Source organism: Aliikangiella marina (assembly GCF_007004765.1).
Classification (GTDB): domain Bacteria; phylum Pseudomonadota; class Gammaproteobacteria; order Enterobacterales; family Kangiellaceae; genus Aliikangiella; species Aliikangiella marina.
Genome location: NZ_VIKR01000004.1, coordinates 23,439 through 39,350, shown reverse-complemented (window position 1 = coordinate 39,350; position 15,912 = coordinate 23,439). Strand labels below are relative to the sequence as shown.

The following is a 15,912-nucleotide window of genomic DNA, read 5'->3' as shown; positions in this document are numbered from 1 at the left end:
CAAAGCTCGTTTGTAAATTATCCAGTTCGGATTGCTCAACTTTTGTTTTTAGCGAGTTCTCCAAAGATGTTTGCTGTTCAATTAATTGCGATTTTTCTTTGTTAGCGAATACACGAAAAATTGCAGCACCAGCGATGAGGCCAATGGTAAATGTTAGTATTAAATAAAAAATATCCATAAATCCGGCTAGTCAGTTATTGTATTTGATTAAGCGATGTTTTTAAGTGGTTCACCCGAAATAATAATATCGTCGCTCAGCGAGATTCTCGTTATAAAAGGTCGGTATTCTTCATCTTCTTGGCCTTCTCCAAGGATTATCTCGATATTACCCTGATTCTCCTCAAGAAAGTTTTTCACGGCATCCATGCCAACACCTCGACCAGAAATTTCGGTCACCGCTTCAGCTGTTGAAAAGCCTGAGTGAAATACCAGGTTGGCAATTTCTTGGGCTGGAGGTCTTGCTTGGTCCGCAGTAAAAATACCTTTGTCGATTGCACTTTGATAAATTTTTTCCAGCGCTAAGCCCTTACCATCATCTTTAATTTCAAACACGATTTGAGCGTCAGCTAAGTGAGTGTCAAAGTTGATCAAACCCTGTGGCGGCTTGCCTTTTTCAGTTCGACTCTCGGGTGTTTCAATACCGTGGTCCATTGCATTTCTAAATACATGCATAAAAACATTATTGAGAAGACTGTGAGCATCGCGCTTGATTAATGCGCCAGCGTCATTAATTTTAACCTCGGGCTGCTCTTTCCCCAGTTCTGCGGCAAGAGAATTGACCGATTCGATGACTGGCGAAAGGACATCTTTGACTGATTCTGCTTGAGATCCTGTAAACACCTGGTAAGCATCTTGGATCCATGTTTTTACCGAGTGACTGAGTGTATTTGTATCCAAGGATGTCACTTCATTGATTAATTTCTGAATATTTTCACCGACTAATGAAGAGGTCCCAGAGGCGTTAGCGAATAAACCCGATAGCTTATCTTCTGCGGTTTTTTGATATACTCTAATATCGGATTCAGCGAGAGCAAGTTCTTCGAGTAACGCGCTCTGGTCCCAGGTTTTATCATCGTCTTTTCTTAGTTCATCATAGGTGTGTTCGGCTTCATGAACAGAATCGGTGATATACTTAAAGTCGTAAGTTCTCGCGTTGCCTTTAACGGTGTGCATGTTGCGGAAAAGTAGTGCAACTACATCGAGATCTTTAGTTGTTGTTTTATTAATGAGTTCTCGGCATTCATCAACGAACTTAAGCGAGCTGGAAATGAAGTCGGAGAATTTATCAGGCGAAACGGCGAGGATCTGGCCGATAATTTCTAATTCTCGTTTTTGAGCCTCAGCCTCTAATTGTAGGGCTCTAAGCTCTGTAACGTCTCTAACGGTAACGAGAATCTTCTCAATTTCATCCGTGTTTTGATTAACAATAGGTACCCAGTCAATTTCTAAAATAACTTGCTTACCATCCTTTCGATTCATAACGACTTCGTTAACGAGAAGATGAGAATTAAAGTCGAACATCATCTCATCCATGCCAAGCAATGAATCAACTGCAGTGGCAATTTGATTGGTCTGATCGGAGCCAAGGTTTGTATCGGCAAAGAGCAAATCCATGAAATTGCGATTGGCAATCTGACTAGTACTAAGGATTTCTTCAAGGTATTTTGAGTATTCAGGATGGACAATGCCGCCTTCAATAATCGTAAATAAACCTTGGTGCAAATTAGCCATCATAACTGCAATATCTTTGTTTTTCTGATGAAGTTCTGCGGTTCTAGCTTTTACTTTTTCTTCAAGCGTTCGATTTTGTTCTTCGATTGTTTCGCGCATTCGGATATTTTTAATCGTAGTAACGAGTAAGCGCGCAATCGAAGAAGCAAACTCGTAGTCACTGTCTTCAAAGTTAACTTCTTTAACATCACCAGAAAAATTCATCACGCCGATCAAAACGTCTTTATCGACCAAAGGTACACATAAAAGTGCTTTGGCTGGCATGTTGCTATCACTAACAAAGTTGCTATCTTTACTGGTATTGGGAACGTAAAGAATTTCTTTACTCTCCGCGGCTTTACCCAAGATTCCCTCGCCAAGCGCAAATCGGGCCGCTTTGGTGTCATCTTTAACAGCTTTAGGCGGATAGAAGGCTTTAACTTCGAGTTGTTCTTCTTCATTCATTAGATAGACTGAACCACGCGCTACACCGGTTTGCTCATGCATGGCAGCTAGCACTTCTTCTAGCGCTTTATCTTTATTAAGCAATGACGCCAAAACTTCACCGGTTGAATTTAGTTTGGCTAAATCGGCCATTTTCTTCTTAATTGATTTACGCATGGAATTGAAGTTTTGCGAGGCCATCAATAAAAGAATAATCCAAGCAATAATCGCACTTTTACTACCTAAATCAACGGTCTCGAGCACGCCATTTTGTTTCTCGTTGAATAATGCGTCAGCTTCGCCCAGTAATTGGTCAAATTCGCTGACGACTTTAGCGATAGCAGCATCAGACGTGGCGAGTAATTCTCTAGCTAAAATACTTTGCTCAACTTGGCGAAGTTTGATATCGGAAATGCTGTTGTCACTGGTTGTTTTTACCTTTGCTTCTGTCAGCATCGTTAAATAGGATTGCCATGTTTCGCGACCGCGCAAATCTGCCAGAACGGTTTCGGCGTGGTTATTTCTCACTTGAATTCCACTAAATGCTTCTTGAATCGCTGATTTAGAATTTTGTAAGTATTCGATATCTTGTGAGCGATTGATCTCATCGACAAGGTTGTATACTCCAATAATTAGTCCGTCTAATCGCCCTTGAATACCCTCCATAATTTCTCGGGATTCATCGTCTTCACCATACTCTGTCCAAACGACATCGAGCAATAAAGCGCCGGCATCGTCGACCATGTTGCTAACGTTTTGAACCTCTTTGTTTGCAAGATCTTTCGCGCGTAATAACTCCTTCTTTGCCGCAAACATACTTTTAACGGAATCGTTATAAGTTTTGTAATGTTTTTCTGCTTCTGTTACGTATTCGCTCATCGACTCATCGAGTTTTACCGTTTCAGTTAGCGCCTCGAATTGCTTTTGAAATTCTACTGCCACGCCTTCAAATTCTCGGCTGAAAGTATCAATTTCGATCAAAGTATCGGCGGTATAACCTGAAGAGCTTATTTTTGCTTGTTTGAGTAAATTGATTTGCGCTTGGTTACTTTGCTTTAAAACCGGAACAGCATTTTCATTGACTTGAGTCGTTGAATTATTGATATCACTTAAGTTGTATAGTGAGAGGATGCTTGATAGCGACAGTAGCAACACGATAATGCCAAAGCCTAACCAAATTTTTTGAGAAAAATTAAGCTGTAGAAACTTCATAATCGGACTCAATTAAAAGACTTAACGCGATAAACTCGCTCTATTCAAAACATACATAGGTCACAGTTAAAGTACCAAAACCCGGGTTGATGTCCGCATCAGAGACAATTTTGGCTTGTAAAACCTCTTTCTGATAGACGCTGTTCCATGAGACCAGCACTTCTGGGTTGGTGACCATTTGGCTGGTTAAGGTGCAATATTTAACGGTCTTCGGCAGTTGAATGAGACAACTAGTGGTCCACGAAATGGTGTTCTCATCATGGACTAGACTGCTACGTCCTTTCACTGGTTTCGACTTATCTTTGTACCCTTGGAGGAGACATGATGGATCTTTTTGAAAGTTAAGCTTCATTTTTGCTTCGTATGCGGGCTCCGAGGCAATCACGGATGCTGGGACCAAAAGCGCTGAGGTCAAGCCAATGGCTATGATTGATTTCAACATTTTCTTCTCCGACCTAGTTGAAAAGCGAGATATAAGCTGATTTTGTAAGTCTAGTAGTCAATCTCAGAAAATGCGAATAGGTTGGGATTGGATTTCTTCTTTAAAATCGCGAGGTTGGGGTAATGCGGGTAATTTAGACGTAACTGATATAAAAGCGACGTATCGTCAGGCAAAATACTAACGGTAAATTATGCTAACTATTGAAGGCTAGATTTGTCGATAGCTTGGTCGGGTTTAAGTTTTTCGACGTTCGAGTTAGCGCTATGATTGCGACGAAAAACCTTACTTTAATATCGGCTTTAATAACGAAAAAAGCCTCTCAAGTTTCGAGAGGCTAACGGAGGTAACTTTTAGACTATTTATCCAATAGAGTCGGTGGCGAAAAGAGACGCTTAGTTATGAAGGGGATAGCTTCATATAAAGGCTCCTTTAAGCAACTTCGATTAGTTCCCTCAGGTCTTGGTTACATTTTTATTAGTTCCACTCGCCTGTGAGGGTTAATCCAGTGAAATAGAAACCGCCAGCTTTAACGCCTATGTGCCAAGTGCCTGGCTGAGGGCTGCTAATCGTACAAATTTCACTATTACCACTATTGTTTGAGCGACAATCGTAATTTGAAGTTGAGGGAGCTGAATCGTGTCTTAGATATAAGTCTGCACTGCCAAAACCGCCGTTTGTAGAAATGGTCAATGAAGACATTCCTGATGGTATTTCAATAGTGCTGCGATTCCATCCCCACCACCAAGCTGAGAGACCATTCTCTTCAAAGCTACCACCGGTACCACCACCGTCGAGCGAAACATTGACAACCTTTGACTCGCTATCGGAATCACCCTGGTCGTCAGTCACAGTCAGAGTCACCGTATAACTACCTTCATCGCCATAAACGTGCGAAGTGGTCTCACCAGAACTCATGTTACCATCGCCAAAATCCCACTCATATGAAACAACGACACCGTCGCTGTCATTGCTGGTAGAGGCATCAAAGTCGCAACTCAACTCTGTACAGCTTTCGGTAAAGGCAGAGTTGGGCGGAATATTCCCGCCGCAACCGACGGATGCAAGTTGGTCATACATATCACTTGCTTGAATCAAGCCAAATCCATAGGACTCATCACGGCCCGATGCGCCGAGATCTTCCGCAGTACTGTTCATTGCATTGCGAATTTCTGTTGCACTACATTCGGTAAAATTACTCCAGACAAGCGCTGCCACGCCAGCTACGTGGGGAGTGGCCATTGAGGTACCCGACCAAGCATCATAAGCGTTGTTTGGAAGTGTGGATTCAACCGCTACGCCTGGCGCAGCAATTTCAACTTGGCTGTTCTTTTGAGACCATGATGCAACGTTTTTACTGCTGTTGATTGCCGCAACTGACATTACGACATCGTAGGATGCTGGATAAGAAAATGCATCATTACCGCTTGAACTACCATCATTGCCGGCTGCTGCGATACTCAAGACACCAGCATCGAAGGCATCTTCAAACGCATTTCGTTCAGCATTGCTAGAAGCTCCACCACCCAAACTCATGCTGATAATATTAGCGCCTGCATCCACACACTGATTGATGGCCGCAATTAGATCTGAACCGTAACCCCATCGGCCCGAATTGTTGAAGACTTTGACAATGTGAAGGCCAATTTGATTGCTTCGGTTAACACCGACGACTCCGACACCATTGTTGCCGTGCGCTGAGATAGTTCCTGCAACATGTGTTCCGTGTCCATGTCCATCCTCAAACCAGTCGCCTGTATCGCTCCCCGCGCCATTATTATCGTCACCATTGATATTACTTCCAGTATAGGCCCGTAAATCTTCGTGATTGCCATCGTAACCTGTATCAGTAATACAAACTTTTCGATTGCCGGAGTTCGCATCACTTACGTCGAGTGCCTGTACCATATTAATTCCGTATGGTATGTCTTCAGCATAGATTGTAATTGCATTGGTTTCGACTGGTTCGATTAAATAACGTCGAGGGTCCTCTTCGATTAATGCAGCAATACCACTCCTTTTTAATGCGACGAGCTGTTCGGTAGAGAGTTCTGCTGCGACCGAATTACTGCGAACTAGCGAGCGTTTTACAATACCGCCAAAGTTTTCAATTTTAAGTGCATTCGTTCTTGCTTTAAGTTCACGTTGTGATTCACTCATGATTGAATAGGGGATATCTTTACCATCCGAGTCAGATTTCAACTGAATAATATAGCGGTTGTCAGCAGCATTCACAGAGAATGCGCCACACAATAATGTTGCTACAACGGACTTTTTAAAAAGTGGATTAGTTATTATCTTTTTCAACGTTTTTCTCCATTCTTGGTTTGTTTTTATAGAAGGTCCTATTTGACACTTAGGATCATAAATTTCGCTTATCGATACTCAGTGTCGCAATGAGATTGCAAGAATAAGACTACCAATTACTTGATGAATAAGTTTGATTAAGAGTTTCAAATCGTTGTTGTTAAAGGCGCATTATGAAGTGGTTTTAGAGATTGGTGTTTTGTTAAAAGCTGCGTTTTGAATGCCTCAATTCGGTTCACTATTTGCGATAAAGGTTATCAGTTGAGATATATTGCTATTTTTTAATCCGTTTTAAAAAATAAATTTTATTTTCTTGAGATTTATTTTAATTGCATGACAGTATCTCAATCTGATCAGTAATAATTTTTACGGGTTCAATGATTTTGGTTATCGAATTATCAAGAGTAATCAACGAGCCTGGCTGAAGAGGTTTGCTGATTACTACGCGAGGTAAATGTTTTTACAATAGAAAACTTGAGTTGTCGTTGATGGAACAATTGGTGTTAGAGAGTTAACTGTTTAGTAGAATGGCTGTGATTTTTTCTGTTAGTTGTGTGGATGGAAATAGTGCAAAGGTATGGCGTTAGCAAAAACCAAACAATAATTAATTGTTAGTTATTTGTTTGTACGAGTAATCAACTAAAACCCTCGTCAGTTTTTACTATTAATTTATTTTTTACTTAATGGCGAGAAACAAACATGAATCGATTAACAATAATAATTGCTTCAGTTGTTGTGGTTGGTATTTTTAGTAGTAAGCCAGTGTTAGCCCATAGCGACCCCAAAAGCGATATCTTACGAGAAATACAAATAGAACAAGAGACAACCAATATTTATCGGGCTTATTATCCCGATAAAAATACCGCTAGGAAAGCGGCAATAACTTTTCACTCACAGATACATGAAGCTAATCATGAACAAGGTTATTTGATCCTTGAGTTGAGCGACGAGGAAATTGAACAGCTCAAAAATTTTGGATTTAAAATCAAACCCGCCCCTGATTTTATTCATCAACGGAATATCCGCTTGCAAAGCATTCGTGAGAGAATCGAACGAGATGCTGGTTCACCAGGAGCATTGATCGAGCCGCTGACTATTCCCGGTTATGCTTGCTATGAAACGGTCGAAGAAACTTTGGCTGAAGCTGATGCGATGGTTGCGAGTAATCCTAATATCGCTGAATTTGTCGATGTCGGCAATTCCTGGCGAAAGAACCAAGGTCTTGGTGGCTTTGATATAAAAGTACTAAAACTAACCAATAAAGCAAACACAGGTCCCAAGCCAATTCTATTTATAAATAGTGCGATCCATGCAAGAGAGTACACGACTGCGCCGCTCAACTTAGCTTTCGCAAAGTGGTTGTTCGATGGTTATCAAACTAATGCAGACGCTACTTGGATTCTCGATCATCACGAAGTTCATTTGATGTTGCAAACAAATCCCGATGGTCGCAAACAAGCAGAAACCGGAATTTCATGGCGTAAAAATACCAACCAAAATTACTGTAGCCCGACTTCAAATAGCCGCGGCGCAGACCTTAATAGAAACTTTAGCTTTAGCTGGAATAGTACCGGTGGCTCGGGCTCGAGTGGTAACCAGTGTAATAGTACTTATCGAGGACCATCCGCCGGATCAGAACCAGAAACGCAAGCGATTGAGAGCTACGTTAGGAGCATTTTCCCTGATCGTCGTGGACCTAATGTTAACGATGCAGCGCCCCTTGATACCAGCGGTATACATATTGATATTCATAGTTTTAGTGAACTTGTTTTGTGGCCATGGGGGAATACTAATAACCCTGCACCTAATGGTAGTGCACTGGCAACACTAGGCCGTAAGTTTGCGTTTTATAATGACTACTTTCCGCAACAGTCAGTTGGTTTGTATCCGACCGATGGAACCAGTGATAATGTGAGTTATGGAGAGTTAGGCGTTGCAGCCTATACTTTTGAACTGGGCACTTCTTTTTTCCAAAGTTGCAGTGTTTATCAAAATTCAATCTTACCCGATAATTTACCCGCTTTAATTTATGCCGCAAAAGTAGTCCGTACACCCTACATTACACCCGGTGGGCCGGATATAACGGGATTAACACTAAGCGGCGCGGCATCCTCAAGTGGAGTTCCTGCAGGGACCCTAGTGAATTTATCTGCCAGTAGTTCCGATTTAGGCTTTAATAATCAAAATGGTACAGAAGCTACCCAAAATATTGTAGCTGCTGAATATTACATTGATATTCCCCCGTGGCAGGCGGGTGCGATCGCAAATGGATTGAATGCAGGAGATGGTAGTTTCAACCAGAAAACAGAAACACTCACTGGGTCAATCGATACGTCTCAATTGACCAATGGACGATATACGGTGTTTGTTCGAGCACAAGATGCCAGCGGGACTTGGGGCGCAGTTTCTGCGGTATTTTTAGTGATCAGTGACGAGCCTCCACCACCATCAAGTTGTCCTGTAGGAAGCGTAAACTTTAATTCATTGGCGTTAACTTCATATTCTAATCAGAACAATACGAATGATACGGCAGTCGGCGATAATGGTGACTCGGTTACTTTGACTGGGAATACCTGGGTACGCTCGACTCAAGCTTTTAACATTACGCCTAATACGGTTATTGATTTTAATTTTGCTTCCAGCTCTCAGGGGGAAATTCATGCCATCGGATTTGATGAGAATGATACTTTGAATGATGCGCCTCGGCACTTCCAGTTTTGGGGGACGCAGAACTGGACTAGTACCGGTAAAATTGATTTATCACCGAAGTATAGTGGTAATGGCGCTTCACAATCTTATAGCATCCCAATTGGCCAAAGCTATACAGGCAATATGTTCTTGGTATTAACCAACGATAAAGACAGCGGGACGTTGAATAATACTAGCCAGTTCTCTTGTGTGAATATTTATGAAACGACACCGTCCACTTGTGAAGTGGAGGAGAGTTTTGAATCTGGGTTAGGCGGATGGACAACGAGTGGTTCCTGTTCAACAGGTACTTTCACTACGGGTTCACCTGATCAGGTGAATAATGGTGGTGTTTTAACGCAACTTTCAGGAGCTCAGAGTGGTGCAGCTGCGTTATTTACACAACCGAATAGTGGTGGTGCAGGCAGTGATGATGTCGATGGAGGCGAGTGTATTGCGACTTCTCCAGTTTACAATGTATCTGCGAACTCTACAGGGTCCATTTTCTATTTTCATGGTCAACGAGATGCCGGCGATGATCCGAATGATGGATTTAATTTAGAGGTTTCTATTAATGGCGGCAGTTATCAATCGTTGGTCTCTATTGGCGATGAAACTTCTAATGCAGCATGGACTCAGCAAACCTTTAATGCGTCAGCTAATGACACTATTCAACTGAGAGTGCGCGCGGCAGATGGCGCAGGTCCGGGGGATTTGGTCGAAGCTGGCATTGATAACCTAAAAATTTGTGCGGATTAAATGTTCCCGATTTCTTAACTTTGAGCCAGCAATTAACTTTGCTGGCTTTTCAATTCTTTATCTATTCCCGATAGCATTTGTTAGTGGGATCGACTATCAGCAGCAAGTAATTCCCGGTCAATAACTCGCCCATGTAAAATGACTTTTTTAATACTGTTGTAAGCCTCTGAGGTTTCCCAAGGATTTCTTTCCAGTAGTAAAAGGTTCGCTTTTTTGCCGACTTCCACGGTCCCATATGCGTGATCAATGTTAAATGCTTTTGCATTGTTAATGGTTGCAGCAGCAAAGATTTGTTTAAGTGATACTCCCGCACTCTCCATGGCTAATATTTCCTGGTAAGTGGTGTACCCGGGTTGATTAGCATAGGTTGGGCTTGACGGATAGTCACTGCCTAATAAAAAAGGAAAGTCTTTCTGTGCCAAGTAGTTAATCACGCGTTTGCCCCGTTGCTCTATCCAAGCGAAATCTTGAATCATCGACTGATTACTTTTTGACTGACCATTTTCATGTCGAACTTCGTCGGGAAACCATTGAGCCTCGTCCGTTTGATACCAGTCCAATAGAGATTGTGGAGTCACTTTATTAAATTCGGGGTTATTTATTGTTTCTTCCTGGAACATTTCTTTTAATCCGGGAATTACTCGCATTGTGGGCTGCATGGCAATCTTCTTTTCGATTAGCATGTCGAGGTGCTTAGCGATCTCAGGGTGAACATCCTCATGGCTGGCATAGCCAAGCCAATTCCATAAACCATGAGCGATAATATCGACTTGGGTTTCTACAGCGATTTGTTGCATATCAATCGCATTGGCGTGAGCCAGTACTTTTAACCCATATTGATCTGCCGCTTTTTTTATTCGTAGAATGTTTTCTTTGGAAATATTGGGCCAGTGACTGGCGCCGCCAAATCCGTCTTCGATAAACAGTTTTATACAGCTTGCGCCTTGACTGGCGATTTTTTCGACAATTTTTTCGGGCGTATGCAGATAAGGGTCATAAGGTCTACTGACGCTAGTGTGCTTGTGTTGATGGATGCGATCTTGATAGCGTTGATCTTGGTCATTTCGGGCTTGATGAATAAAAGTTGGGAAGTTTTCAAGCTGTTTGTCTTTTGGCATAAAAAGCATTGGATAGCCGCCGTTGATAGGCGCGGCACCGCAATGCATCACATCCGGATGTAATGGTTGGCTTTCAAAAAATGCTTGGCCTTCACCACCACCAATTGGTTCGAGAATTTCTGTTACCCCCCAGTAAAGAAAACTCCTGGGCTGTTGAACGGAAAACTCTTTAACCAGTTCGGGGTATTTTTTAGCGAGCCCATAGTCACCGTATCCCAGTCCAGGAGCTCCACCGATGTGAACATGGGAATCCATCAGTCCTGGCGTTAAATATTGTCCACTGCCATCAACAACAAGACTATCTTTATCATGAATGGGCGTATCTGAAATTTGAGAAATTCTACCGTTTTCCAGTTTGACCCATTGGTGAGCAAGTGGTTTCGCCAGGTGAGCAGATACTAGGGTGACATTTTTAATGATCACTCTAGGTACACTTTTTGCGATCTCAGTTGACTTCAATCTAACGGCAGATTGCAAGTTACTCACTGAGGTGAAACCTTTAGCCGCGAATGTGGTTTTTGCGGTAATCAGTTTTATTGATAGACAAAGAATCACCCCAACCACTGCAATAAGCGTTAATCTTCGGTAAAGTGGCTGTCTGAATATAAGCATTTGCGTCTCCTTTTGAGCTTTAGCGCTGAACCAGCTGAATGAATTGGTCGATAGCTTGCTAAAACAGGCGCTGAATTGCTTAAATTCCTTCAAATGATTTTCTAAATATTTTCTAAAGGTTTAAAAATCAATGGGTTATAATCACAGTTTTTAAACACTCAGGGTTGCCTTAATTTGCAATTCAATCATTCTGAAGCATTTTCCATCGGTCGATGGCGTGTCGACCCACTGACTAACCGGTTATCGGATGGCGCAGAAGAAGTGCTGCTGCCACCAAAAGCGATGTTGGCGTTACAGTTTTTAGCGACCGACCCGCTCAAACCTAAGTCACATGAAGAGTTGATGACGGCGATTTGGGGAACTCAGGTCGTTAGCGAAGCATCTTTATATCAGCTGATTGCTCTGCTGAGAAAATCCCTCGGCGATACCCAGTCGCCCCGTCAATATATCGAAAAGGTTTCAGGAAAAGGCTATCGACTTATCGCCGAAGTAACAAGCGAGAGAAGCAGTCTCCCAAACATTCAAGAGCCCCCAAAAAGAATTACCAGAAAGTGGGGTGTGATTACCCTGTTCGCTGTCTTGCTGTTCACAGGTATTTTGGGAGGCGTTTTTAGCCTATTTGAGTGGCAATCTTCTTCTGAATCAAAGCGCGCTAAAAACATCGCTGAAGTAGACTCATTATTATTTACCGCGTTTAGACCATACCAAGAAAATTCAGAGTTGGATTATATTACCCTTGGACTCAGTGATTCGGTCCGGGCTCGACTTTCCGAGCTAGACAATTTAAAAGTCATAACGTATCGAAAATCAATGAAAGAGGCAGATATTCCAGAAAGCCTCATTGCACAATCTGTTGATTCTGTTTTGTCTGGGTTCGTGCAGAGAGAGGCCGGGCGGTTGCGCGTCGTTGTCCAAATATTTGATAGCAAGACCAGCGACTTATTATGGACTAAAGTATTTGATGGCCGAGAGAATGCCGCATTTACCTTACAGGATGAAATTGCTTCGCAACTGCTGAATGTTTTTTCTAAGCGACCTATTAATAACATTGCATCCTTTAAGGTTACGGATAAGGTCTATCAGGATTATTTGCTGGGCCGTTTTTATTGGTCAAAACGACAGGTCGACTCATTGAATCAAGCAGAGAATCTTTTTTCACGATTAATGAGTGAATCTCCAAACTTTCCTTTAACCTATGTTGGTATGTGCGATACCTACATGTTCTATAGTATTTATGGGAACTGGCAAACACAGAAAGCCAATGACTTGTGCGCCCCGCTACTCGATAAAGCGCTGCAGTTAGATCCAGAGCTTGGTCCTGCATATACTTCGAAAGGGCAGTTATTAGCTGCACGAGGACAATATGACAAAGCCCGATTGGCTTATGAAAATGCGATTAAATTTGCGCCCAACTATGCATTGACTTATCTCTGGTATGGCGACTTGTTGAGAAACTTGGGGGAAGTGGAAACGGCCTATGTGATGGTCAAAAAAGCATTGGAGCTGGACCCATTATCGCCAATCGTTAATCGTCAGTTAGCTTTCACTTATCTGAACTTAGGCCGTTTTAGTGATGCGGCTAGCGCTTACCAAAGAGCGCTGGTGATTGAAAGCGACTATACCGATCGCCCGGTTGATGAACTTAATTTTTTACCACTTAATGTGCAACGTGCTACCGATTTTTTAATCTGGGTAAAGGATAACCCGCAAAGAATTTCTCATATTGATGTCCATAAATTACCTTATGCGGCGGTACTGATGTCGGTTGGAAAGAAAAAGCTCGCAGAAAATACTTTAGCGGCTTATGGTGAAAAATTCACCGACCATCAATTTTTCTTGTTTTTAAAGGCAGCCATTGCTTTTGAAAAAGGGCAGCCATTGGTAGCTTTAAACTTTCTTGAAAAGCGCTCGCAGCGCTTCAAAGATAACCCGAATTTAAGTAACAGTTATATCGGAGCGCTCGCCTACTTGGGACAGAAGCGAGAAGCTTTAACAGTATTCCAATCTGTTCACGGAACTCAAGTTGATGGCGGTATTAGATTAGAGGCACTTAACGAAAATAATTATCGAGTTTGGTTATTATATGATGAGTTACTTGCGATTAATGGTGTCACCGACGACTTAGGGTTTCGCACCAGTGTTAATGCTTATCTAAAAGAAAACTTTGATTCTGAGAATCTTTTTCATTTACTCTGGCTGCATCGAAAAGGTCAAAGGCAAGAGGCGTTACAGTTAGGGAAATTGCTGTTAGCTTCCGGTTGGTTACCCGATCACAATAATGAATTTTTATCGAAACAGCTTTTTCGACAAATATTTGAAGGTGACTCGGCAGATTTAAAATGGTTTGATAAGATATTAGCGAAAAATCAGCAAAGCGCTTTGTCTGCTGCAAATTTTAATGAAATAAAGCTTTTGAATGAGTAACTCAAGTGCTGGAAGTTCTTGAGTAATAGTTTTAGCATGAGGTTGTTCTGTTAAAATGATGGTTTCAGTCAACAGGATAAAAAGCCAATCGAAAGGGCTTGATATAACAGTACCTCTTGCATCAAACACCGTATTAGAGACCAATAGATTCACGTAACAAATCAATGTCTTGCAAAAAATAGAATAGACCGATTAAACAATAAAAAATGGAAGAATATAAGATATGAGTAATAACTGCATCGGCTGTAAAAGGGAGTTGGCAAATAAACAGGAGGTTTGCCATATTTGCGGAGCGCCACAATCTTACTTCAAGTTCTATTTTCGAAGTGGGCTGTTTTTTATCGTTGCGATGTCAATGATCGGCGGATTTGGCTATTGGTATATTGGACAAATTTCTTTAAAGTTTGAGGTAGCCAAGAATAACGAACTGAGCACTGTAACGGCTCAGCTTAATGACAAAATTACTCAACTAGAACTGTCATTAGCGCAAACTCAGTCGGAACTTCAGAAAGCGCAAACGGCCGGTTCAGAAGTTACTAAAGCAGCCGATCAAGATAAACAAAAGCTTGCTGCTGCAGAAGATAAAGCGACCAAAGCTGAAGCTCGTGCTGGCTGGCTGAGCCGAGAAAATCGTCGGTTTAGAAACCAAATAGCAGAATTAGAAAATCAAATAAAAGCGCTTCAAGCACCTGCAAATTCATCAGGTAATTTGCAGACGGAACAGCCCGTTACTCCTGCGAGCAATAATCAAACAATCCCACCCTCGAATTCTGCTCAAAGTGATGACGGTGATAATAGTGACGACGGTGATAATAATGACCGTAAATAAATGTCAGTTGCTTGAAGTGTATCTTAACGCCTGACAATCTGTCTGAGCTACAACAAACATCCTGAGCTATAACAATCGCTGGCATAGTTGTCTATTGCGCGCCTTATTGACAATGCTCAGAATAATGGGACACTTTAAGGTCGACCCATACTAGTCGGTGATCAGAGGAGGCTTTTCTATCTTCGACAAGATGCTTATTTTGTTCATGTTTTGCAGGCCAAAATACACCATTAGCTGAGACTTTGAGATCCGCTGAGGGTAAAACATAATCCACGCGCATTCCCCACTCGGCAGTGTGGTTAATCGCATAGGGATTGCTAGGTTGATTGAGCTTACCGCCTTCCGAGCCTGGCACGATAGAGTCATTTATGGTGTCATGAAGTATGAGTTGTTCAATTGCGCCAGGGTAAGAATCACCTTCGACAGGACTTGCATTTAAATCGCCGAGGATGACAAAAGACTGCGGAGACTTAATGCCGCCGACCTCGCCATTGTCATCATAATGATAGCTATCTTGGCGCCCTTCGATATAATCTCGCCAAAATCGAATTTCGTCATGATTTCGGCGTCCATTGCGATCTTCGTCGCCATCAAAGACCGGGGGAGTCGGGTGACTGGCTAGGATATTAAGTTGAGTCTCGCAAATACTAATGGGAACATCCCAATGTGACTTTGAGGATAAACGCATGACTTTCGCTTCCGATTCACTATACCATCCTTCGCCGTCCGCTCCTTTCGGCATTAAATTACCCGGCATGTCTTGCCACAAAAACGTTTGAAAGGTCCTCACTTTTTCTGTTTCTATTGGATACTTAGACAATAAAACCATCCCGTATTGTCCCGCATAACGTCCAAAGCCGTAGTGAGTCAAGCGACTATCACTATTATGTCCGGGTATTTCGACACCAGTATTTACTGGCGCATGATAGAAAAAGGGGTAGTCGATTGGCGGTTGGCCGTTTTGTGATACCTGTAGATATTTTCGTTGGAATATTGTTATTCCGTCGCTTGGATCTTCAATATAGTCGAACTCATTAAGTAAAATTATATCTGGTCGAACGCTTTGAATGATTTCGGCAATGTTTTTTATCTGCTGAGAGTCGCCTTTTTTAAGGGCGTCGATGAGTATTGTGTTTGCATAGATGACATCGTCTTCAGCTTGGTAGTTAGAGGCCTCCATACTGACATTAAAGGTCGCAACTCTGACGGCATGATCATATTTTTGTTTGTCGATTTCTTGATCTGACATGGTCTCTTGGCAACCTAAAATGAAAAGTATCAATGCAAAACTAAAGTGTTTAGTTCTTTTTTTCAAATTTAAGACACTCCTACTTTGGTACTTATCGGAGCTTAGCATAATCAAACGGATA

General features: G+C 42.0%; 8 protein-coding genes. 3 read left to right on the top strand and 5 right to left on the bottom strand.

Features of this window, described 5'->3' with window-relative positions:
- Positions 1 to 207: 207 nt before the first annotated feature.
- The 3 genes from FLL45_RS14950 to FLL45_RS14940 all read right to left on the bottom strand — a co-directional run bounded on the left by FLL45_RS14950 (position 208) and on the right by FLL45_RS14940 (position 6,112).
- Positions 208 to 3,366, bottom strand: a complete 3,159-nt coding sequence (locus FLL45_RS14950; RefSeq protein WP_142942879.1) for a GAF domain-containing protein — start codon at positions 3,364 to 3,366, stop codon at positions 208 to 210.
- A 40-nt stretch (positions 3,367 to 3,406) separates the two neighbouring features.
- Positions 3,407 to 3,808: a hypothetical protein gene (locus FLL45_RS14945; protein WP_142942878.1), complete on the bottom strand. Its 402-nt coding sequence runs from the start codon at positions 3,806 to 3,808 to the stop codon at positions 3,407 to 3,409.
- A gap of 474 nt (positions 3,809 to 4,282) precedes the next feature.
- Entirely contained in the window at positions 4,283 to 6,112 is a 1,830-nt protein-coding gene (locus FLL45_RS14940) for a S8 family serine peptidase (RefSeq protein WP_142942877.1), read from the bottom strand.
- Positions 6,113 to 6,811: 699 nt separating this feature from the next.
- Between FLL45_RS14940 and FLL45_RS14935 the strand changes: the two genes are divergently transcribed.
- Positions 6,812 to 9,559 carry a M14 family metallopeptidase gene (locus FLL45_RS14935; protein WP_142942876.1) on the top strand — a complete coding sequence of 916 codons (2,748 nt, stop codon included), beginning with the start codon at positions 6,812 to 6,814 and terminating at the stop codon, positions 9,557 to 9,559.
- An 80-nt stretch (positions 9,560 to 9,639) separates the two neighbouring features.
- Here the strand turns inward: FLL45_RS14935 and FLL45_RS14930 are convergent, their stop codons facing one another.
- On the bottom strand, positions 9,640 to 11,289 hold the full coding sequence (locus FLL45_RS14930; protein WP_142942875.1) for an amidohydrolase family protein: 1,650 nt from the start codon (positions 11,287 to 11,289) through the stop codon (positions 9,640 to 9,642).
- A 174-nt stretch (positions 11,290 to 11,463) separates the two neighbouring features.
- Between FLL45_RS14930 and FLL45_RS14925 the strand changes: the two genes are divergently transcribed.
- Together FLL45_RS14925 and FLL45_RS14920 are read left to right on the top strand one after the other, a co-directional pair.
- Positions 11,464 to 13,713 carry a winged helix-turn-helix domain-containing protein gene (locus tag FLL45_RS14925; protein WP_142942874.1) on the top strand — a complete coding sequence of 750 codons (2,250 nt, stop codon included), beginning with the start codon at positions 11,464 to 11,466 and terminating at the stop codon, positions 13,711 to 13,713.
- 223 nt (positions 13,714 to 13,936) lie between these two features.
- Entirely contained in the window at positions 13,937 to 14,542 is a 606-nt protein-coding gene (locus tag FLL45_RS14920) for a hypothetical protein (protein WP_142942873.1), read from the top strand.
- A gap of 103 nt (positions 14,543 to 14,645) precedes the next feature.
- Here FLL45_RS14920 and FLL45_RS14915 read toward each other — a convergent pair whose 3' ends face one another.
- Positions 14,646 to 15,857 carry an endonuclease/exonuclease/phosphatase family protein gene (locus FLL45_RS14915; RefSeq protein ID WP_210247207.1) on the bottom strand — a complete coding sequence of 404 codons (1,212 nt, stop codon included), beginning with the start codon at positions 15,855 to 15,857 and terminating at the stop codon, positions 14,646 to 14,648.
- Positions 15,858 to 15,912: the final 55 nt, after the last annotated feature.